Annotated in this window: 17 protein-coding genes; 10 read left to right on the top strand and 7 right to left on the bottom strand. The window is 71.3% G+C overall.

The genetic code is table 11. From position 1 onward, the window contains the following. The first annotated feature begins 20 nt into the window (after positions 1-20). A complete protein-coding gene (locus ABH941_RS33440; protein ID WP_370133365.1) occupies positions 21-2156 on the top strand; it encodes an ATP-dependent DNA helicase in 2136 nt (711 codons plus the stop codon). 93 nt (positions 2157-2249) lie between these two features. Here ABH941_RS33440 and lexA read toward each other — a convergent pair whose 3' ends face one another. Continuing rightward, the gene (gene lexA / locus ABH941_RS33435; RefSeq protein WP_370133364.1) at positions 2250-2987 is read right to left on the bottom strand and encodes a transcriptional repressor LexA; all 738 of its coding nucleotides are present in this window, start codon (positions 2985-2987) and stop codon (positions 2250-2252) included. A 678-nt stretch (positions 2988-3665) separates the two neighbouring features. On the opposite strand from lexA, the gene nrdR reads away from it, so the two are divergent. Next, positions 3666-4166 (top strand): transcriptional regulator NrdR, encoded by a 501-nt coding sequence (gene nrdR / locus ABH941_RS33430; protein ID WP_134005655.1) that lies wholly within the window; start codon positions 3666-3668, stop codon positions 4164-4166. 179 nt (positions 4167-4345) lie between these two features. Next, positions 4346-7267: a vitamin B12-dependent ribonucleotide reductase gene (locus ABH941_RS33425; protein ID WP_370133363.1), complete on the top strand. Its 2922-nt coding sequence runs from the start codon at positions 4346-4348 to the stop codon at positions 7265-7267. On the opposite strand, the gene ABH941_RS33420 is transcribed toward ABH941_RS33425, so the two are convergent. Continuing rightward, positions 7225-8739 carry a DHA2 family efflux MFS transporter permease subunit gene (locus ABH941_RS33420; protein ID WP_370133362.1) on the bottom strand — a complete coding sequence of 505 codons (1515 nt, stop codon included), beginning with the start codon at positions 8737-8739 and terminating at the stop codon, positions 7225-7227. The genes ABH941_RS33425 and ABH941_RS33420 overlap by 43 nt on opposite strands. 74 nt (positions 8740-8813) lie before the next feature. Further along, the gene (locus tag ABH941_RS33415) at positions 8814-9302 is read right to left on the bottom strand and encodes a MarR family winged helix-turn-helix transcriptional regulator (RefSeq protein WP_370133361.1); all 489 of its coding nucleotides are present in this window, start codon (positions 9300-9302) and stop codon (positions 8814-8816) included. Between the two features lie 102 nt (positions 9303-9404). On the opposite strand from ABH941_RS33415, the gene ABH941_RS33410 reads away from it, so the two are divergent. After that, positions 9405-10037 (top strand): histidine phosphatase family protein, encoded by a 633-nt coding sequence (locus tag ABH941_RS33410; RefSeq protein WP_370133360.1) that lies wholly within the window; start codon positions 9405-9407, stop codon positions 10035-10037. 13 nt (positions 10038-10050) lie between these two features. Here the strand turns inward: ABH941_RS33410 and dapA are convergent, their stop codons facing one another. Together dapA and ABH941_RS33400 are read right to left on the bottom strand one after the other, a co-directional pair. Further along, positions 10051-10941, bottom strand: coding sequence for a 4-hydroxy-tetrahydrodipicolinate synthase (dapA, locus tag ABH941_RS33405; protein ID WP_370133359.1), 891 nt, complete (start codon positions 10939-10941; stop codon positions 10051-10053). Between the two features lie 118 nt (positions 10942-11059). Continuing rightward, positions 11060-12646, bottom strand: coding sequence for an MFS transporter (locus ABH941_RS33400; protein WP_370133357.1), 1587 nt, complete (start codon positions 12644-12646; stop codon positions 11060-11062). A gap of 114 nt (positions 12647-12760) precedes the next feature. Here ABH941_RS33400 and ABH941_RS33395 point away from each other — a divergent pair, with 114 nt between their 5' ends. From ABH941_RS33395 to ABH941_RS33385, 3 genes are all read left to right on the top strand, one after another. Then, on the top strand, positions 12761-13366 hold the full coding sequence (locus tag ABH941_RS33395; protein ID WP_370133438.1) for a TetR/AcrR family transcriptional regulator: 606 nt from the start codon (positions 12761-12763) through the stop codon (positions 13364-13366). A 155-nt stretch (positions 13367-13521) separates the two neighbouring features. Continuing rightward, the gene (locus tag ABH941_RS33390) at positions 13522-14217 is read left to right on the top strand and encodes a ribonuclease HII (protein ID WP_370133356.1); all 696 of its coding nucleotides are present in this window, start codon (positions 13522-13524) and stop codon (positions 14215-14217) included. A gap of 401 nt (positions 14218-14618) precedes the next feature. Then, positions 14619-15011, top strand: a complete 393-nt coding sequence (locus ABH941_RS33385; protein WP_370133355.1) for a hypothetical protein — start codon at positions 14619-14621, stop codon at positions 15009-15011. 28 nt (positions 15012-15039) lie between these two features. On the opposite strand, the gene ABH941_RS33380 is transcribed toward ABH941_RS33385, so the two are convergent. Next, on the bottom strand, positions 15040-15699 hold the full coding sequence (locus ABH941_RS33380) for a hypothetical protein (protein WP_134000140.1): 660 nt from the start codon (positions 15697-15699) through the stop codon (positions 15040-15042). Positions 15700-15911: 212 nt separating this feature from the next. Further along, positions 15912-18104: a RecQ family ATP-dependent DNA helicase gene (locus ABH941_RS33375; protein WP_370133354.1), complete on the bottom strand. Its 2193-nt coding sequence runs from the start codon at positions 18102-18104 to the stop codon at positions 15912-15914. Positions 18105-18297: 193 nt separating this feature from the next. Between ABH941_RS33375 and ABH941_RS33370 the strand changes: the two genes are divergently transcribed. The 3 genes from ABH941_RS33370 to ABH941_RS33360 all read left to right on the top strand — a co-directional run bounded on the left by ABH941_RS33370 (position 18298) and on the right by ABH941_RS33360 (position 21565). After that, positions 18298-19506 carry a DUF4192 domain-containing protein gene (locus tag ABH941_RS33370; protein WP_370133353.1) on the top strand — a complete coding sequence of 403 codons (1209 nt, stop codon included), beginning with the start codon at positions 18298-18300 and terminating at the stop codon, positions 19504-19506. 19 nt (positions 19507-19525) lie between these two features. Further along, entirely contained in the window at positions 19526-20272 is a 747-nt protein-coding gene (locus tag ABH941_RS33365; protein WP_370133351.1) for an NUDIX domain-containing protein, read from the top strand. Between the two features lie 129 nt (positions 20273-20401). After that, entirely contained in the window at positions 20402-21565 is a 1164-nt protein-coding gene (locus ABH941_RS33360; protein ID WP_370133349.1) for an ATP-binding cassette domain-containing protein, read from the top strand.

The following is a 21565-nucleotide window of genomic DNA, read 5'->3' as shown; positions in this document are numbered from 1 at the left end:
ACCTCTACGCTGGGCAAGCCATGACTGAACTTCCCACGCCCGGCGAGGGCGCCACCGACGACACCCCATCGGCCTCTCCGGCAGGCGAGGGGGAAGCCCCCGCCGGGTCCGGCCGGATCGGGGAACTCCTGCACGCCGCCGTCACCGCAGTCGGCGGCGTCGAACGCCCCGGGCAGATCGCCATGGCGGAGGCCGTCGCCGCCGCCGTGGACGGCGGCGAGCATCTGCTGGTGCAGGCCGGCACCGGAACCGGGAAGTCGCTCGCCTACCTCGTTCCCGCCCTCGCCCACGGCGACCGGGTGGTGGTGGCCACCGCGACTCTCGCCCTGCAGCGGCAGCTGGTGGAGCGGGACCTGCCACGCACCGTGGACGCGCTGCAGCCGCTGCTGCGCCGCCGCCCCCAGTTCGCCATGCTCAAGGGCCGTTCCAACTACCTCTGCCTGCACCGGGTGCACGAGGGCGCGCCCAGCGACGACGGGGACGGGCTGTTCGACCCGGCGGAGGTGCTCGGCGGTCCCACCAGCAAGCTCGGCCAGGACGTCATCCGGCTCCGTGACTGGGCCGATGAGACCGAGACCGGCGACCGTGACGACATGTCGCCCGGCGTCTCCGACCGGGCCTGGGCGCAGATGGCGGTCAGCTCCAAGGAGTGCCTGGGCGCCACCCGCTGTCCCTATGGGGGCGAGTGCTTCGCGGAGTCCGCCCGCGAGCGGGCCAAGCTGGCCGACGTGGTCGTCACCAACCACGCGCTGCTCGCCATCGACGCACTGGAGGGGGCCCCGGTCCTCCCCGAGCACGAGCTGCTGATCGTCGACGAGGCGCATGAGCTGGTCTCCCGGGTCACCGGGATCGCCACCGCCGAGCTGACCACCGGCGCGGTCAACCGTGCGGTGAAGCGGGCGGCCAAACTCGCCAACGAGAAGGCGGTGGACCAGCTCCAGGCCGCCGCCGAGAACTTCCACGGCCTGATGGAGATCGCCCAGCCCGGCCGGGTCGAGGAACTGCCGGAGAACATCGGCTACGCGGTCGCCGCAATCCGCGAGGCGGCACGGGCCGTCATCACCTCGATCGGTGAGGTCCGCGACAAGGGCGTCAGCGACGAGGACGCGGTCCGCAAGCAGGCGCTGGCCTCGGTGGAGACCGTCCACGACACCGCCGACCGGATGCTGGAGGGCTCCGAGTACGACGTGCTGTGGATCGAGAACAACGACCGCTTCGGCGCGGGTACCTCCTCGCTGCGGGTCGCCCCGCTGAGCGTCTCCGGACTGCTGCGGGAGAACCTCTACAAGGAGCGCTCGGTCGTCCTCACCTCCGCCACGCTCAAGCTGGGCGGGGACTTCAACGGTGTCGGGCTCTCACTGGGCCTCGGCCCCGAGGGCCGCGTGGGCGAGGACGGCAGGGCCCCCGCCGCCGGTGCGGGCCGTGACGACATCGGTGAACCGCTGGCGGAGTCGACCCCCGCCTGGCGCGCCATGGATGTCGGCTCGCCCTTCGACTACCCCAAGCAGGGCATCCTCTATGTCGCCCGGCATCTGCCGCCGCCGGGCCGTGAACCCGACCGTCCGGCGATGCTGGACGAGCTCGCCGAGCTGATCGAGGCCGCCGGGGGCCGCACTCTGGGCCTGTTCTCGTCGATGCGCGCGGCCAAGGCGGCCGCCGAGGCGCTGCGGGAGCGGGTGCCCGGCGAGATCCTGCTCCAGGGCGAGGACACCCTGGGGGAGCTGATCCGGAACTTCTCGGCGTCCACCGAAAGCTGCCTCTTCGGCACGCTCTCGCTCTGGCAGGGGGTCGATGTCCCCGGCTCCGCCTGCCAGTTGGTGGTGATGGACCGCATTCCCTTCCCGCGGCCGGACGATCCGCTGATGAGCGCCCGGCAGAAGGCGGTCGAGGAGCACGGCGGCAACGGCTTCATGGCGGTGGCGGCCACCCACGCCGCGCTGCTGATGGCCCAGGGCGCGGGCCGCCTCATCCGGGCGGCGGAGGACCGCGGCGTGGTCGCGGTGCTCGACTCGCGGCTGGCGACGGCCCGTTACGGCGGCTTCTTCCGCTCATCCATGCCGGACTTCTGGTACACCACGGACCGCAACCAGGTCCGCCGTTCGCTGGCCGCCATCAACGCCGCCGCCGCGCCGCCCCGTCCGGTCAAGGCCCGGTAGCGCAGGGCCCGGTAGCGCAAACGGTCTTGCGGCGGTCACCCTCCTCCGGGGACCGCCGCAAGACCGTTGTGTCGCCGGCCTGAGCCGTCGAGTTCAGAGCCGGCGGAGCACCGCCACGACCTTGCCGAGGATCGTCGCGCTGTCGCCGGGGATCGGCTCGTACGCTGCGTTGTGCGGCATCAGCCAGATGTGGCCGTCCTCGCGCTTCAGACGCTTCACGGTCGCCTCGCCGTCGATCATCGCCGCGACGATGTCGCCGTTCTCGGCCACCGGCTGGCGTCGCACGGTGACCCAGTCGCCGTCCATGATCGCTGCCTCGACCATCGAGTCGCCGCTGACCTTGAGCACGAACAGTTCGCCATCGCCGACCAGTTGCCGGGGCAGCGGGAAGACGTCCTCCACCGACTGCTCGGCGAGAATCGGCCCACCGGCGGCGATCCGCCCGATCAGCGGGACGTACGAGGTCGCCGGGCGTCCGGTGGTGCTTTCCGGCACCGGGCGGACCACATCCATACCGCGTACTTCGTAGGCGCGCGGACGATGCGGGTCGCGGCGCAGGAATCCCTTGCGCTCCAGCGCCATCAGCTGGTGGGCGACCGACGAGGTGCTGGAGAGGCCCACGGACTGGCCGATCTCCCGCATGCTCGGCGGATATCCGCGCCGCTGCACGGAATCCCGGATGACCTCGATGACCCGGCGCTGCCTTTCGGTCAGCCCGGCCTCGTCGGTGCGGATTCCGGGCGGGCGGCCCGGGAGGGAGCGTGCGGGGCTTTCACCCGCAAGGGTCTCGTCCACGGCGATGTCGGCCGCGGCATTCTCTGGAGCGTCCAAGGAGTGTCCCGAGGAGTGGGGTTCGGAGTGGGGTTCGGAGGAACCGGACGACTGGCTCGGAAGGAGTCCCGAGACGGTATTCCCGAGGTCTTCCCGGCTACGGGTCCGGGTCTGGCTGCTGTTCGCGGTGCTGGAGTGCTGGGAGCTTTCCTGCACCGGGACGGTGCTACTTTTTGCGGTGGTCACGGCGGCCCCTCTCGACGGACGTTCTCCCTTTGAATAGGCCAACGGTATGACCGATCGAAAGGTTGCGCCAAACACACGTTCGAGTGAATTATTCCTGGGTCGCCTGACGTGATCAAGGTTGGCGGTGTACAAGGCGCGGGTACGGCTGATGATGCGATCGTTTGTTCGAGCAGCAGGATCTCATGAAACCCGGCGCAGTGGTCCCTTCCCGTGCTTTTCGTGCCTCGCGGGCCAACCGGGTGAGAGTTGCGCGGACGCTCCGGCAGCCCCTCCGGCCTGACCTGCGGTGATCGCTGGGCGTGAGCTGCGGGCTACGACACGCGGTAAGCGAAGGCTTGGCGCGAGCACCAGATCTAGTGGTTACATAGGTCTCCGACGGCCACAGGTAGTGGTTCCCCGGGTGGAACCCGTCCTCGGCCATCGCCTAGGATCAGAGTGGAAACCCGGGGCCCGTACGGCCGGGAAGCGGACGACAGAAGGGACACCAGCACCATGCACTGCCCCTTCTGCAGGCACCCGGACAGCCGGGTGGTCGACTCCCGTACCACCGACGACGGCACCTCGATCCGCCGCCGCCGCCAGTGCCCGGACTGCAACCGCCGCTTCACCACGGTGGAGACCGCGGCCCTGATGGTGATCAAGCGCAGCGGGGTCACCGAGCCGTTCAGCCGCGACAAGGTGATCAGCGGCGTACGCAAGGCCTGCCAGGGGCGCCCCGTCAGCGAGGACGCGCTCGCCCTGCTCGGCCAGCGGGTGGAGGAGTGCGTCCGGGCGACCGGCAGCGCCGAGCTCTCCACCCATGACGTGGGCCTGGCCATACTCGGCCCGCTCAAGGAGCTGGACGTGGTGGCGTATCTGAGGTTCGCCTCGGTGTACCGGGCCTACGAATCGCTTGAGGACTTCGAGGCCGCCATCGCGGAGCTCCGCGTGGACCGGCCTCCAGCGGCGGAGGAGGGCGCAGCCGTGCCCGCTCCCGCCACCGCGTCGCAGTAGGCACCGTTCCAGCAGCCTGAGCGCGCACCACACGACACGGCACGCACCACACGCCAACGCACCAGGGACGCCCGAGGGGCGCTTCTGCCTGCGCGGAATTGATTTGCGGATTTTGCGGATACGACGGGTCCCCGGGAAGCAGCGGGGCGCCCAGGGCGTTTGCCCAGGAGGAGGCGGCAATGACGGACACCACCAGCGGTACCCGGGCAGGCAAGGGCGGTGCGGCCAAGGGCGGCAAGGCCACCGGCTCGAAGGCCGGCGCGGGTCTCCGCATCGAGCGCATCTACACCACTCCCGGCGTGCACCCCTACGACGAGGTCCAGTGGGAGCGGCGCGACGTCGTCATGACCAACTGGCGGGACGGCTCGGTCAACTTCGAGCAGCGCGGCGTGGAGTTCCCCGACTTCTGGTCGGTCAACGCCACCAACATCGTCACCAGCAAGTACTTCCGCGGTGCGCTGGGCACCGAGCAGCGTGAGTGGAGCCTCAAGCAGATCATCGACCGGGTGGTGCTGACCTACCGCGCCGCCGGTGAGAAGCACGGCTACTTCGGCTCCCCGGCCGACGCCGAGATCTTCGAGCACGAGCTGACCCACGCCCTCCTCCACCAGGTCTTCAGCTTCAACTCGCCGGTCTGGTTCAATGTCGGCACCCAGCAGCCGCAGCAGGTCAGCGCCTGCTTCATCCTCTCCGTCGACGACTCCATGGACTCGATCCTGGACTGGTACAAGGAAGAGGGGATGATCTTCAAGGGCGGCTCCGGAGCCGGCCTGAACCTCTCCCGGATCCGCTCCTCCAAGGAACTGCTGACCTCCGGCGGCAACGCCTCGGGCCCGGTCTCCTTCATGCGCGGCGCCGACGCCTCCGCCGGAACGATCAAGTCGGGCGGCGCGACCCGCCGCGCGGCCAAGATGGTCGTGCTGGACGTGGACCACCCCGATGTCGAGGCCTTCATCGAGACCAAGGTCAAGGAGGAGGAGAAGATCCGCGCCCTTCGTGACGCGGGCTTCGACATGGACCTCGGCGGTGACGACATCACCTCGGTCCAGTACCAGAACGCCAACAACTCGATCCGGGTCAACGACGAGTTCATGACCGCGGTCGAGAACGGCTCCGAGTTCGGCTTGCGGGCCCGCCTCACCGGCGAGGTCATCGAGACCGTCGACGCCAAGGGCCTGTTCCGCAAGATGGCCGAGGCCGCCTGGGCCTGCGCGGACCCCGGCATCCAGTACGACAGCACCATCAACCACTGGCACACCTGCCCGGAGTCCGGCCGGATCAACGCGTCCAACCCCTGCTCCGAGTACATGCACCTGGACAACTCCAGCTGCAACCTGGCCTCGCTGAACCTGATGAAGTTCCTCCGTGACGACGACAGCTTCGACGCGGTCACCTTCGCCAAGGTCGTCGAGCTGGTCATCACCGCGATGGACATCTCCATCTGCTTCGCGGACTTCCCGACCCAGAAGATCGGCGAGACCACCCGCGCCTACCGCCAGCTCGGCATCGGCTACGCCAACCTCGGCGCCCTGCTGATGGCGACCGGCCACGCCTACGACTCCGACGGCGGCCGGGCCCTGGCCGGCGCCATCACCTCGCTGATGACCGGCACCGCCTACCGGCGTGGCGCCGAGCTGGCCGACATCGTCGGCCCGTACGACGGCTACGCCCGCAATGCCGAGCCGCACCAGCGGGTCATGCGCCAGCACGCCGACGCCAATGCCGAGGCCCCGCGGGGCGACGAGCTGGACGCCCCGATCTGGGCGGCGGCGACGGAGACCTGGCAGGACGTGCTCCGCCTCGGCGCGAAGAACGGTTTCCGCAACGCCCAGGCGAGTGTGCTGGCGCCCACCGGCACCATCGGCCTGGCAATGTCGTGCGACACCACCGGTGTGGAGCCTGACCTCTCCCTGGTCAAGTTCAAGAAGCTGGTCGGCGGCGGCTCCATGCAGATCGTCAACGGCACCGTGCCGCGGGCGCTGAAGCGCCTGGGCTACCAGGACGAGCAGGTCGAGGCGATCGTCGCGCACATCGCCGAGCGCGGGAACGTCGTGGACGCCCCCGGCCTCAAGCGTGAGCACTACGAGGTCTTCGACTGCGCGATGGGCGAGCGTCCCATTTCGGCCCTGGGCCACGTCCGGATGATGGCGGCGATTCAGCCGTTCATCAGCGGCGCGATCAGCAAGACCGTCAACATGCCCGAGTCCAGCACGGTCGAGGACGTCGAGGAGATCTACCTCCAGGGCTGGAAGCTGGGCACCAAGGCGCTCGCCGTCTACGTCGAAGGCAGCAAGGTTGGCCAGCCTCTGTCAGTCAAGAAGAACGACGACAAGGCCGAGGACGACACCATCGCGACGGCAGCCCCCGCCGCCGTGGAGAAGATTGTCGAGTACCGCCCGGTCCGCAAGCGTCTCCCCAAGGGCCGTCCCGGCATCACCACCTCCTTCACGGTGGGCGGCGCCGAGGGCTACATGACCGCCAACTCCTACCCGGACGACGGCCTCGGCGAGGTCTTCCTCAAGATGTCCAAGCAGGGCTCGACCCTCGCGGGCATGATGGACGCCTTCTCCATCGCGGTCTCGGTCGGCATGCAGTACGGCGTCCCGCTGGAGACCTACGTCTCCAAGTTCACCAACATGCGCTTCGAGCCGGCCGGTCTGACCGACGACCCCGACGTGCGGATGGCCCAGTCGATCGTCGACTACATCTTCCGCCGCCTGGCGTTGGACTTCCTGCCCTTCGAGACCCGCTCCGCGCTCGGCATCCACTCCGTCGAGGAGCGTCAGCGGCACCTGGAGACCGGCTCCTACGAGCCGACCGACCAGGACGTCGACGTCGAGGTCGAGGGCCTGTCCCAGTCCGCCCCCCGGGCCGTCACCAGGCCCCAGGCGGTCCCCGCCGCTCCGACCGCCCCGGCTGCTCCGGCGGCCGTGGTCCAGCCGCTCCCCACCCCGGTGGTGCACAACTCCACCGAACTCCTGGAGCTCCAGCAGGGCATCAACTCCGACGCCCCGCTCTGCTTCTCCTGCGGCACCAAGATGCGCCGCGCGGGCAGCTGCTACCTCTGCGAGGGCTGCGGCTCCACCAGTGGCTGCAGCTGATCCTGCCCAGCCGTGACGTGGCCCCCGGAGCCCAGCGCTTCGGGGGCCGCGCCCTTTCCCGGCGCGCTGCGGAGCAGCACGGCGGCGACCACCAGGGCGGTGGCCAGCAGTCCCGCGCCGACGGCGAAGGCCAGGTGGTAGCCGCCGGTCAGTGCGGCGGCCGGGGTGCTGCCGTGGGAGAGCAGGCGACCGGTGCGTGCGGCGGCGAGAGTGGTGAGGACGGCGACGCCGAGGGCCATGCCGATCTGCTGGGTGGTGTTGAACAGCCCTGAGGCGAGCCCGGCGTCGTCGGACTTCGCGCCGGACATGCCCAGCGTGGTCAGCGCGGGCAGGGCGAGCCCGAAGCCGGCGGCGAGCAGCATCACCGGCAGCAGGTCGGCGGCGTAGTGGGCGCGGACCGGGATCCGGGCGAGCAGTCCGAGGACGCCGACCAACAGGGCCAGCCCGGTCAGCAGGACGGCGCGCTCGCCGAAGCGGTCGTTGAGCCGGGCGGAGACGCCCAGCGACACCACGCCGATGACGACGGCGGCCGGGAGCATGGCCAGGCCGGTCCGGGTGGCGCTGTAGCCGAGCACATCCTGCAGGTAGAGGGCGACCAGGACCTGGAACGAGAAGAGCGCGGCGACCATCAGCATCTGCACCAGGTTGGCTCCGGCGACGGCACGGGAGCGGAACAGGCGCAGCGGCACCAGCGGGTTCCGGGCCGTCGCCTGCCGGACGGTGAACCCGGCGAGCAGGGCCGCGGCCAGGGTGCCGAAGCCCAGCGTGCGGGCCGAGGTCCAGCCGTACTCCTCGACCTTGACGACGGTGTAGATGCCCAGCATCAGCCCGGCGGTGACCAGGACGGCGCCCATGGCGTCGGCTCCGGCCTTCAGGCCGAGTCCCCGGTCGGCGGGCAGCACGACCGCGGCGACAGCCAGGGTGGCGAGCCCGATCGGCAGGTTGATGAAGAAGATCCAGTGCCAGTCGAGGGCGTCGGTGAGGACGCCGCCGAGGACCTGGCCGATCGACGCGCCGGCCGCGCCGGTGAAGCTGAAGACGGCGATGGCCCTGGAGCGTTCCCGTGCTTCGGTGAAGAGGGTCACCAGGATGCCCAGGCCGACGGCCGAGGCCATGGCGCTGCCGATGCCCTGCAGGAAGCGGGCCGAGATGAGCAGGGCAGGGGTGGTGGCGGTGCCGGCGAGGACTGAGACCGCGGTGAACACGGCGGTTCCGGTGAGGAACATCCGTTTGCGGCCGATGAGGTCGCCGAGCCGTCCGGCGAGCAGCAACAGGCTGCCGAAGGCGATCAGGTAGGCGTTGACGACCCAGCTCAGCCCGGCGGCGGAGAAGCCGAGGTCGTTCTGGATGGCCGGCATCGCCACGGTCACGATGCTGCCGTCGAGCACGACCATGAGCAGGCCGGTGGCGATGACGGCGAGAGCGAGTGTGCGGGAGTGGGAGTGGGAGCGGGTGCTGGGTGTGGCAGGCATGCGGACTCTCCTGTCGAAGGGGCGGCAGAAGAGACGCTAGCAGATGGTTTCGTTATAGACGATCTGTTTCAGTTCTAATTCTCGCGCTGCCGTGCCCGGCGGGCCGACCTCGGGGCCGCGGCCGGCACTGCCAGATGGTCGCTGACCAGCAGGTTCAGGGCGTTCAGCAGCGCTTCGCGGGCTTCCTTCGGCAGGGTGGCGAGAGCACGCTGGTGGACCCCGTCGACGATCTGCTGGCTCTGTTCGGCGATCCGGGCGCCCTCCTCGGTCACCGCGATGATCCGGGCCCGTCGGTCCCGGCTCGACGGGCGGCGCTCGGCCAGTCCGGCCTGCTCCAGGGCGTCCACGGTGACCACCATGGTGGTCTTGTCCATGTCGCCGATCTCGGCCAGCTGGGCCTGGGTCCGCTCCTCCTCCAGGGCGTGGATCAGCACGCAGTGCATCCGTGCGGTCAGCCCGATCTCGGCCAGCGCCGCCGACATCTGTGTCCGCAGCACATGACTGCTGTGGTCCAGCAGAAAGGACAGGTCGGGCTCGGTGCGGGTGGGCGTCATGGAGGTCATGCCCACCAGGGTAGCAATTCGATTTGTAGCGGATTATCCGGAAGGGAACATTGCAGGAGGGGGCGCCGCGCCTGCCGTGAAACGGCCGGTTAGGGTGGTCGCATGGCACGTCCACAGCGCATTGTGCTGGTCAGGCATGGGGAGTCGCAGGGGAACGTCGACGAGACGATCTACGAGCGAGTACCGGATCATGCGCTGGAATTGACCGCGAAGGGCCGGGAGCAGTCGCGGGCGGTGGGGGAGGAGTTGCGGGCGCAGTTCGGACTGGATCCGGTCCAGGCGTATGTCTCTCCCTATCTGCGCAATCGGCAGACCTATGCGCTGCTGGGGATGAATCCGACGCGGACCCGGGTGATGGAGGAACCGAGACTGCGGGAGCAGGACTGGGGGAATCTCCAGGACGCCGAGGACATCCGCCGGCAGCGCAAGGCGCGGGACGCCTACGGGCATTTCTTCTACCGGTTCACCCAGGGCGAGTCGGGCGCCGATGTGTACGACCGGGTCGGTGCGTTCTTCGAGACCCTGCACCGCAATTTCGAACGCCCGGACTATCCGCCGAATGTGCTGCTGGTGACGCACGGTCTGATGATGCGCCTGTTCTGCATGCGCTGGTTCCACTGGTCGGTGGAGGAGTTCGAGGCGCTCTCCAATCCGGACAACGGCGAATGCCGGACCCTGCTGCTGGGATCCGATGACCGCTACACCCTCGACCGGCCCTTCGATCGCTGGATGTGAGTGGCCAGTCCGGTCAGGCCGGGACTGTCGCCAGGGCGCCGGCCATCGCTGCGGTGAGTGCGGCGGTCAGTTCCGGTGAGGCGTCGACCAGCGGCAGCCGTACCGGACCGGCGGGCAGTCCCCGGTGGCGCAGCAGGGCCTTGCTGGTGACCGTGCCGGGGGCGCGCGTCATCATCGCCTCCGTCAGCGGGATCAATCGCTGGTTGAGTCGGACGGCCGCGCGCGGATCGCCGCCGGTGTGGGCGACCAGGACAGCCCTGGTCTCGCCGGGGGCCACATTGGCTACGGTGCTCACCGCGCCGACGGCGCCCAGGGCGTAGAGCGGGAGGTTCAGTTCGTCCGTGCCCGAGTAGTACTGCAGATCGGTGCGGGCGATGATCCGGGCGCTTGTGGCGAGGTCCGCCGTGGCGTCCTTCACGGCGGTGAGCCGCGGGTGTTCGGCGAGCCGTAGCAGGCTCTCCTCGGTGAGGCGGGTTCCGGTGCGCTCGGGGACGTCGTAGAGCATGACGGGCAGCGAGGTGGCGTCGGCGACGGCGGTGAAGTGGCGGCACAGCCCTTCCTGGCCGGGCCTGTTGTAGTACGGCGTGACGAGCAGCAGGCCGTGCGCCCCGGCGTGCTCGGCGGCGCGGGCCAGCTCGACGGTGTGGCGGGTGTCGTTGCTGCCCACCCCGGCGGTCACTCGGGCCCGGTCGCCGACGGCCTCCAGGACCGCCCGCAGCAGGGCGTCCTTCTCGGCGTCGCTGGTGGTGGGGGACTCCCCGGTGGTGCCGCTGAGGACCAGCCCGTCACAGCCCTGGTCGACCAGGTGGACGGCGAGGGCCTGCGCGCCGTCGGTGTCGAGGCTCCCGTCGGCGTGGAACGGGGTGATCATCGCGGCGGCGGTTCGGCCGAAGGGGGGTTCCATGGCTCAGCTCCTGGGTGAGGGGTGGTCCCAGGGTGCCGGTCGAGGATTCAGTGACACCAGCAAATTGTTCTACCGCTGACAGTTGAGCAGGTGTTAATGGTTCTGTGAAAGGGACGAGTCAGGCCGCTTCGTCGTCCGGCTGTTTCGCCAGTTCGTCGACCGGTGCCGCGTCATGCAGTCCCGGACCGCCCGGCGCCTGCGGAACCGGGGGCCTCTTGATGACGAACACCGAGATGATCGCGGCCAGCAGGGCGAAGACCAGGCCCATCTCGAAGGCGGTGGAGATGCCGTGGGTGAGAACCAGGTCGGCGTACTGCTTCGGCAACTGCCCGCTGTGCCTGAAGTCGGCGAGCTGCTGCGGGGTGGCGTGGGCCAGGAACTGCGCGGCCTGGTGCTTGCCCTCGTGGCGGCTGGCCGTTCCGAACACGGTGACCAGGATGGACAGGCCCAGCGATCCGCCCACCTGCTGGGTGGCATTGAGCAGCCCGGTCGCGGCCCCGGTCTCGGCCGGCGCGACGCCCGCGACGGCCGTCAGCATGATGGGGACGAAGATGCTGCCCATGCCCAGGCCGAACAGCAGGGTGGGGCCGAGGATCCCGCTGACGTAGCTGGTGCCGACGTCGATCTGGGTGAGCCAGGAGATGCCCCCGGTGACCAACAGGGAGCCGGCGATGAAGAACGGTTTGGGGCCGAGCTTGATCTGCAGCCGGGCCGATATCTGCGCGGCGGTGACGATGGCGAAGCTGATCGGCAGGAATGCCAGCCCGGCACGCAGCGGGCTGTAGCGGAGGACGTCCTGCACGAACAGGGTGACGAAGAAGAAGATGCTGAACATCGCCGCTGCCAGACAGAGCATGATGCCGTAGCTGCCGGAGCGGTTGCGGTTCCGGAACATCCGCAGCGGGGTGATCGGCTGGGCGGTGCGCGACTCGATCAGCAGGAACCCGGCCAGCAGCACTACGGCGAGACCGAAGGCGCCCAGGGTCCAGGGGTCGGACCAGCCGTTCTGCGAGGCCCTGATGAAGCCGTAGACCAGCGAGACCATGCCGACGGTGGAGCTGAGCGCTCCGGGCAGGTCGAAGCGGCCGGGGCGGCGTTCGGAGTCGTTGATGTAGAGCGGCGCGAGCAGGGCGATCGCGATGCCGATCGGCACATTCACAAACAGCACCCAGCGCCAGGAGAGCCAGGTGGTGAGCATGCCGCCGGCCAGCAGGCCGATGGCGCCGCCCGCTCCGGCCACTGCGGAGAACACCCCGAAGGCACGGTTGCGGGCCGGTCCCTCCTCGAAGTTGGTGGTGATCAGCGCCAGTGCGGTGGGCGAGGCGATGGCGCCGCCCATGCCCTGGAGCGCCCGCGCGGCCAGCAGCATCCACGGTGCCGTGGCCAGTCCGCCGAGCAGCGAGGCGAGACTGAACAGCAGGACGCCGGCCATCAGCGTGGAGCGGCGCCCCATGATGTCGCCGATGCGGCCGCCGAGCAGCAGCAGCCCGCCGAAGGTGAGGGTGTAGGCGTTGATGACCCAGGACAGATTGGTGGTCGAGAGCTTCAACGCCGTCGCGATGTGGGGCAGGGCGATGTTCACGATGGTGGCGTCGAGGATGACCATCAACTGGGTGGCGGCGATGACCGTGAGGGCGATGCCCGGGTGCTGACCGCGGCGTGCCTGGGGTGGTGACGAGCGGGTGATGGTGCTGGGTACGGCCACAATGTCCCCTTGTGGACCTGGAGTGAACGGGGTCGTTCACTACAATCGACGGTAGTGGTGCTGATGTAGTGAACACAACCGTTCACTAAAGATTTTCTGGAGGCGGCTTCCTTGGTGACGGCAGGGGCGACCGGGGGCGCCGGTCCCCGTTCCTCGCGCAGGCGCGGCACGGTACTCGAACAGGCGATCTTCCAGGCGACCCTCGACGAGCTCATCGCCTCCGGGTACGCCCGGCTGAGCATGGAGGCCGTGGCCACCGGAGCGCGGACCGGGAAGGCCGCCGTCTACCGCCGCTGGTCCTCCAAGGAGGAGCTGGTCCTCGGGGCGATGCGGGCCACGCTGCCCCCGTTCGGTCCGGTGCCCGACACCGGGAGCCTGCGCGGCGACCTGCTGGAGCTGATGCAGCGGGCCAGGGCGGCGATGCTCTCGCTGCCCGGCTGCGCGGTCCGGGTGATCATGGGCGAGCTCGACCATGAACGGGCGCGCCCGTTCCTCGGACTGATGAACGAATGCGTGACGGATCCGGGCAAGGCCATGATGCTGGAGGTCCTGCGCCGCGGGGCGGAGCGCGGGGAGGTCCGCGTCGAGGCGGTGACTCCGCTGGTGGCGGATGTCGCCCCGGCCCTGATGCTGTACCGGGCCAAGATGCACGGCCCCCCGACCGAGGCGGACGCGGTCGCCCTGGTCGACGAGGTCATGCTGCCCATGGTCCGGGCCTGACTGGGCTCGCACGGTGCGCTCCCTCCTGACGGACGGACCCTCCTGGCGGGCTGAGAAGACCGCCGCGACTGGGACACTGGAACGGTGCACTTACCACTGTGCACCCGGCCACTGACAGTCGGGACGTTGCCCCGTCGACCTCGGAGAGACCGCAGATGCCCGTGGAACCCCCGGACCACCGTGTCGAACGCGCGCTGCGCAGGGCCGGAGCGCAGGTGGTGGCCGGTGTCGACGAGGTCGGCCGGGGCGCCTGGGCCGGTCCGGTCACCGTGTGCGCCGCCGTCACCGGGCTGCGCCGGCCGCCGCAGGGGCTCACCGACTCCAAGCTGCTGACCGTCCGGCGCCGGACCGAACTCGCCCCGGTGCTGGCCGAGTGGGTCACCGCCCATGCGCTGGGCCACGCCTCGCCGCTGGAATGCGACGAACTGGGCATGACCGCCGCCCTGCGGCTGGCCGCGATCCGCGCGCTGGAGGCCCTTCCGGTGCGACCCGACGCGGTGATCCTGGACGGTAAGCACGACTATCTGGGCGGCCCCTGGCAGGTACGCACCGTGATCAAGGGCGACCAGTCGTGCGTCTCGGTCGCCGCGGCCTCAGTGCTGGCCAAGGTCCAGCGCGACGGCATGATGGCCGACCTCGGCGCCCACTTCCCCGCGTTCGCCTTCGCGGACAACGCCGGGTATCCCTCCCCGGTCCACCGGGCGGCGCTCGACGAGCACGGACCCACTCCGCACCACCGCCTCTCCTGGTCGTACCTGGACGACCTGCCCGCCTGGCGGCATCTGCGGACCTACCGTCTCCCCGACGGTTGCCTGCCGGACGGTTCGGAGCAGCTGTCACTGGGTTTCTGACGGGGATTCGACAAATTCTTGTGCGGTTCCCGGAGCGTCCGCGTGGAGTTCACGGAGTGTCCCCGGGGGACGGGCGGACCCCCTACCGGCTGTTCGACGCCAGCGAGTAAGCTCTGGGGCGCTGTGCGACGCCATCCGGTGTGCCGCCAGATTCTGCCGAGGAGCTGGAGATCCACAAGACCGCCCCGGGCCCTCGTGTTCCATCCAACGACGAGACGGACGCGACAGCCCGCACCATGCCTTCTGTGACACCGCCCGCAATCCCAGCCGTACACAGTCCTGCCACTGCCGCGCGTCCGGTTCCGCGCCCCGGGCCGCCGCGCATTCCCAAGCCGGGTCCGGTCCCACGTCGCCCGGCTGCCCCGCTGCACCCGCATCCCGCCGCTCCGGCGGCACCGGTCGTGCCCGTCCCGCCCGCCGTGGAGATCCAGTCCGTTCCGGCCGGTTCGGCGGGCGCGCTGGAGCGTGCCGACGACTCGGTCGACCTGCTGCTGGACGCCGGCCGACGGCCCGGTGAGGTGCTGGTGCTGACCACGGGTGAGCCGCACCCGTGGCAGCAGCACGAGCAGTCCTTCGGCGCCGACCGTTACTGGGCGCAGTTGGAGGAGGGCAACGATGTCTTCTACGCCGATGCGGCGCAGTGCCGTCCGGTCCGCCGCGAGGTCGTCGTACTCGCGGTGAACGGGGGTTCGCCGGCGGTCGCCAGGCAGGCCCTGGCCGCGGCCCTGGACCGGGCGACCCGACTGGTGGTGCTCTGCGGCGATCCGGGCCTGATCCCGGCGCAGCAGGGCTGACGCCTTCGGGGCCCGCAGCCGTCCGCTGTCAGTGGACGGCCGCTCTGGCCTGCTCGGGCGCGGCCTCCAGGACCCGCAGCGGCTGGATCGTGGCGTGCGCGGGCAGCGCACTGATGGAGCGGACGGGTGGCACCGCCTCCTCGGCCCAGGAGCCCGCGTGCGGATGGCGGCCGCCGCGGTCGTCCCCGAGCACCTGCCAGCCCGCGTCGGTGAGGGTGACGTAGGCGCCGCAGCGGAGACCGTGCAGTCCGCTGGCGTCGCGCAGGGCCCACATCCAGGCGCCGTCCGCCTCGGTCCACTCGGGGGTGCCGCGCCGGCACAGCATCAGGACGACGGTGCGGACCGGTCGGGCCAGCCGCAGGTCGTGCGGGACGATGCCGCGCAGGTGGGCCAGGATGGCGTTGCGGTACTGCCAGCCGTCGCCGTACCCCACTCTGGCCGAGAACGACGCCCCGGCGACCATCCGGCCGTCCTGTTCCAGCACGCCGAGCACCGCGGTGCCCGGTTGCGGCCGGTGCACCCGGTGGAGGTCGTTGACGAGCTCGCGCGGGGCCCGCAGCAGCGGGGGAGTGGTCTGGACCCAGCTCTCCTGGTCGATGAGGCGGGTCGAGGCGCCTGGCAGGGACACCGCGTGCAGGGTGATGCGGGCCGGGCGTCTGCTGGAAGGCCTGCGATTGCCGGAGTCCATGCTCAAGGCCCTCCCTCCCCGTGCCCCATGTGCCGGTCGGTCCAATTCTCACGTCCTGGGGTCGAATGCGGCAACGGGCACTCTGTCGGAAGTGTCCGTGTTCAGCCGATCCGGCGGCAATCTTCTGTCAGTTATTTTCATTATCAGCACCGTTGCGATGATGTGCTGGCAGGCGCGGCTGGGTCCTTCCGCTCACGCCCGCGTCCTGCCGCTCATGCCTGCTGGGCCAGCACCAGGGGGAGCACCCCCGGGGCACCGGCGCGGCGCAGCAGTCTGGCGGTGACGGCCAGGGTCCAGCCGCTGTCCGTGAAGTCGTCCACCAGCAGGACCGGACCCTCCAGCGCGGCGAGGGCCGCGCTGAGCTGTTCGGGTAGTTCGAAGGAGCCGTGCAGGGTCCGGAGCCGCTGTGCGCTGTTGCTGCGCGAGCCGCGCGGGGGCTGACCGGGCGTGTACTCGACCCGGCCGAGCAACGGGAGCCTGCCCACCCGGGCGATGCCCGCCCCCAGGCTCTCCACCAGCTGGGGGCGGCTGCGGGAGGCCAGGGTCACCACGCCGGAGGGACGGGCCACCGCGGCGTCGGGCCCGGCCCAGCCACCGGGGCCGCGGGCCCAGTCGGCCAGGACCGTGACCACCGCGTCCAGCACGTCGGCCGGCACAGGGACGTCCGGCGCCCCCGGTGCCATCAGGCCCCGGAGCCGGGTGCCCCAGCCGATGTCCGACAGCCGGCCCAGGGCCCGACCGGCGGCGGCCTGCTCGCCGGGGGCGATCCTGCCCTTGAGGTCGATCCCGGCCGCCGCGAGGCCGGTCGGCCACTGCCGCCGGGGCTCCAGCTCGATGCCCGGCCGCCCGAGCGCCGCCCGGGCCGCGTCCAGGGCCTCGGAAGAGGCCTCCACCGGGAAGCGGGCCCCCGCGCAGTTGTCGCAGCGGCCGCAGGGCGCGGACTCCCCGTCGTCGAGTTGGCGGCGCAGGAAGTCCATCCGGCAGCCGCGGGTCGAGGCGTAGTCCAGCATCGACTGCTGTTCGGCCCGGCGGGTCTCGGCGACCCTGGCGTAGCGCTCGCTGTCGTAGGACCAGGGGCGGCCGGTGGAGATCCAGCCGCCGCGCACCCGCTTCACGGCGCCGTCCACGTCCAGGACCTTGAGCATGGTCTCCAGCCGGGTGCGCCGCAGGTCGACCCGGGCCTCCAGGGCCGGGGTGGACAGCGGGAGCGGGACGCCGTCCGGGTCGGTGTGGCCGGCCAGGGCGGAGAGAGTCGCCCGGACCTGTTCCTCGGGCGGGAAGGCGAGGCCGGCGAAGTAGCGCCAGATCGCCTGGTCCTCGGGGCCCGGCAGCAGCAGGGCCTCGGCGCGTTTGATACCGCGCCCGGCGCGGCCGACCTGCTGGTAGTACGCGATGGGCGACTGCGGCGAGCCGAGGTGCACCACGAAGCCCAGGTCGGGCTTGTCGAAGCCCATGCCCAGGGCGGAGGTGGCGACCAGGGCCTTCACCCGGTTGGCGAGCAGGTCCGCCTCGGCGCTGCGGCGGTCGACGTCCTCGGTGCGCCCCGAGTAGGAGGCGACCGGGAAGCCGCGCTGCCGCAGGAAGGCGGTGACCTCCTCGGCGGCGGCCACGGTCAGGGTGTAGACGATGCCGGACCCCGGCAGGTCGGGGAGGTGGTCCGCGAGCCAGGCGAGCCGGTGCGCCGGATCGCCGAGCGGCAGCACCGACAGGGCCAGGCTCTCCCGGTCCAGCGGCCCCCTGAGCACCAGCGCCTCGGCGCCGCCGGTGCCGAGCTGCTCGGCCACGTCGGCGGTGACCCGGGCGTTCGCGGTCGCGGTGGTGGCCAGCACCGGAACGCCGGGGGAGAGCTCGGCGAGCATCGTCCGCAGCCGCCGGTAGTCGGGGCGGAAGTCATGGCCCCAGTCCGAGATGCAGTGCGCCTCGTCGACCACCAGCAGCCCGGTGGAGGCGGCGAGGCGGGGCAGCACCCGGTCCCGGAAGTCGGGGTTGTTCAGCCGTTCCGGGCTGACCAGGAGGACGTCCACGGCGCCCGAGGCGACCTCGGCCTGGACCGTCTCCCACTCGTCGGCGTTGGCGGAGTTGATGGTGCGTGCGGTGATCCCGGCCCGCGCGGCCGAGTCGATCTGGTTGCGCATCAGGGCCAGCAGCGGGGAGACGATCACGGTCGGGCCCGCGCCGGCCGCCCGGAGCAGGGCGGTGGCCACGAAGTAGACAGCGGACTTCCCCCAGCCGGTGCGCTGCACCACCAGGGCTCTGCGGTGGTCCACCACCAGGGCCTCGATGGCGCGCCACTGGTCCTCGCGCAGCCGGGCGTCGCCGCCGGCGAGATCGCGGAGCACGGCGTCGGCCCGCTCGCGGACCGCCGCACGGTCGGTGAGTGGCTGGGTGTCCGGGGTCTGGTCCATGGCTCATTGATAGCCGCTGGGGCCGACAATCGGCGAACGGCGGTGGAGAAGCTGTGGATTCGGGCGGCATCCGGAGCGCAGGGACGTTTCCGCTTCACTCGGACGTGTGGCGGGGTTCTCCACAGCCCCCGAGTTGTCCACAGCTCGCGCCGGACCTCCCTCCGGGCCGCCCGGGACCGGACATGCTCGACCCATGAACGAGCACGCGCAGTCCCCGACCACTCCCTTCGACCATCCCGTGGTGACCATGCGGACGCCCGCCGACATGGTCGACGTCCTGCCCTTCCTGCTCGGCTTCTTCCCCAGTGACAGCGTGGTCGCGCTGGGGCTGCAGGGGCCCCGGCGCCGGCAGGGCGGCACGGTGCGGATCGACCTGCCCCCGCCCCCGGACTGGCCCGAGGCCGCGGCGGAGGTGGCCCGCTACCTGGTGGCGCTCTCCGAGCACCGGGACCGGCGTCCGGACGCGGTGATCCTCTACCTCTGCCGCGATCCCGAACCGGGCCAGGACGGCCGCGCGGTCCGCGACTCGCTGGCGCCGCTCGCCGACGCACTCGCCGAGGCGTTCCGCACCGCCGGCATTCCGGTGCACGAGTCGCTCTGCGTCTCGGGCGGGCGCTGGTGGTCCTACGCCTGCGGCAACCCGGTCTGCTGCCCCGCCGAGGGCACGCCCGTCGAGCGGCCGGGCAGCACCCCCGCGGTGGCCGCGGCCGCTGCCTACGCCGGGATCAGCGTGCGGGGCAGCCTCAAGGAACTGGAGCAGGAGCTCGCCCCGGTGGCGGCCTCCAGCGCCGAGGAGCAGTTGCGGGCCTTCGAGCGGGTGGTCCCCGTCCTGGTGGCGGAGCTGTCGCAGGACGGCGGCCGGGAGGCGGTCAGGGCGCGTACCGCGGAACTGGTGGACGCCGCTGTGCAGCGCTTCGGCGGCGGCGCCGCCGAACTGCCGCCGGAGGAGGCCGCCCGGCTGATCCTGGGCCTGCAGGACCGGCTGGCCAGGGACCGGGCCGCGGAATGGCTCGACCCGCCCGACGTGGAGCACGCCCAGCGGTTGTGGCGGTTCCTGGCCCGTCGCTGCACCGGCCCGTTCGACGACCACGCGGCCGCCCCGCTGTCCCTGCTGGCCTGGACCGCCTGGGTCACCGGGGACCAGGTCACCGCGAGGATCGCGCTGCGCCGGGCGCTGGAGACGGACGAGGACTACGCCTTCGCCAGGCTGCTCTACGAGGCGGTCAACACCGGGGCCCAGCCGCAGTCGCTCTGCGCCACCCTGCGGGCCGAGCGCCGCTCCCGGCAGCGGCGCGGGTCCGGACGCCGTCCCGGACGGGCCCCCGGCGAGCGCAGACGGGTCAGGACCGGTCGCGGGTCGGGTTGCGCCGCTCCACCGGGCGGGGGTGTTTATCGTCAGTGAGACGACTATGATCGCGCCCATGTCGCGTTACGATCCGTCGGCCTTTCCCCCGTTCGCGGTCACTGTTGACCTGGTCGTATTGACTGTTCGCGATCATGCGCTGTGCGCCCTGATGGTGCGGCGCGGCGAGCCGCCCTTCCAGGGATTCTGGGCACTGCCGGGCGGGTTCGTCCGCCCCGGCGAGGGGCTGATCGAGGCGGCGGCCCGCGAACTGGCCGAGGAGACCGGGCTGCGCACCCACGGTGCGGCCGGCCAGGGGCCCGGGGTGGGGGCCCATCTGGAGCAACTGGCGACCTACGGCGACCCGCAGCGGGACCCGCGGATGCGGGTGGTGAGCGTCGCCCATCTGGCCCTGGCCCCCGACCTGCCCACCCCGCGCCCCGGCGGGGACGTCCGCAGCGCCCGGTGGGCCCCGGTGGAGGAGCTGCTGGGGCGCGGCAAGGACGACGGTCTGCTGCTGGCCTTCGACCACACCCGGATCCTCGCCGACGGGGTCGAGCGCGCCCGCTCGAAGATCGAGTACTCCTCGCTGGCCACCGCCTTCTGTCCGGAGGAGTTCACCGTCGGGGAACTGCGGCAGGTCTACGAGTCGGTGTGGGGGGTCTCGCTGGACCCGCGCAACTTCCACCGCAAGGTCACCGGGACGCCGGGGTTCCTGGTGCCGGCGGGCGGCACCACGACCCGTCAGGGCGGGCGCCCGGCCCAGTTGTTCCGGGCCGGGGACGCGACGGTGCTGAACCCGCCCATGCTGAGGCCCGACGCCTGACGGCACGTCAACGCCATCGCCGTCGCCTACATGCCGTAGCGCCAATACCACGCAAAGTAACTAAGTCGGTCTATCGTGCTGGCAACGGGCGGAGGAAGGCTGCGCACCGGCATCGCGAGGTGAGGCCCTGTGTTCCAGGCGATCGGACTGACCAAGAGCTGTCGCAGGGGACGTCCCCCGGCTCTGCTCGACCTCTCCTTCGACGCGCGCGAAGGCCAGGTCACCGTGCTCCTCGGGCCCGAGGGGTCCGGTCGCACCACCGCGCTGAGGCTTGCCCTCGGGCTGGAGCGCGGCCAGGGCGTCGCACTCTTCGACGGGCGAACCTACCGCCGGCTGCGGCGTCCCGAGCGGCAGGTCGGCGTGGTCCTCGGTGATTCCGGGCGCCACCCGGGGCACCCCGGCCGGGAGGCCCGGGCGCATCTGCGCATGGTCGCCGCCGCTGTCGGGGTCCCGGCCCGCCGCGCCGACCAGCTGCTGGAGCAGACCAGGCTCGCCCCGGCGGCGGGTCACCGGCTGCGCACCTTCTCGCCCGGTATGAGCCGTCGGCTCGCCCTGGCCGAGGCCCTGCTCGGCGACCCCGGCACGCTGCTGCTGGACGAACCCACGTACGGGCTCTCGCCCAAGAACACCGAATGGTTCCACGCCTTCCTCCGGGCCTTCGCGGCCGGCGGCGGCTCGGTCCTGGCCACGGTGCGGGATCCGCGCGAGGCCGCGGCGCTGGCGGACCATGTGGTGACCCTGGACGGCGGCAGGCTCGTGGCAGACCAGACCAAGGCCGACTTCGTCGGCGGCAGTCTGCGTGACGAGGTGTCGGTGCGCGGCCCCCAGGTGAGCCGGCTCGCCGACCTGTTGGCCGAATCCGGCGCACAGGTGCGCAGGGAGGGCGGTGCGGGCATCGCCGTGGTCGGCGTCTCCCGTACCCAGATCGGTGAACTCGCCTACCGGCACGGCATCCTGCTGCACGAACTCGCCGACCGCAGCGCCGGATCCGCGCCCGGCGCCCCGGCCACGCCCCCGTTGCCCGCGCGCCGCGGCGCCGAGGCCGCCCCTGCCGGGGCGCCGGCCGCAGCGGCGGCGGCATCGGCGACTGCGACGGCGAATGCGACTGCGACCGCGCTGGCGCAGCCGGGCGAGACCGTCGTCGTACTGACCCCGGGAAGCGCTGTCTCCGCGTCGGTCCCGGTTCCGACGACGGACACCGCGACCCGGTCCCGTGTCCCGGCCGGCCTCGCCTCGGTCAGCGGTCCGCTCTACCGGGACGAGCCCCCCGTGTCCGACCAGCGAAGCGAGTGA

Source organism: Streptacidiphilus sp. EB103A (genome assembly GCF_041261405.1).
Classification (GTDB): domain Bacteria; phylum Actinomycetota; class Actinomycetes; order Streptomycetales; family Streptomycetaceae; genus Streptacidiphilus.
Note: the sequence above shows the minus strand (reverse complement) of the source record. Positions and strands in the feature narration are given on the sequence as shown.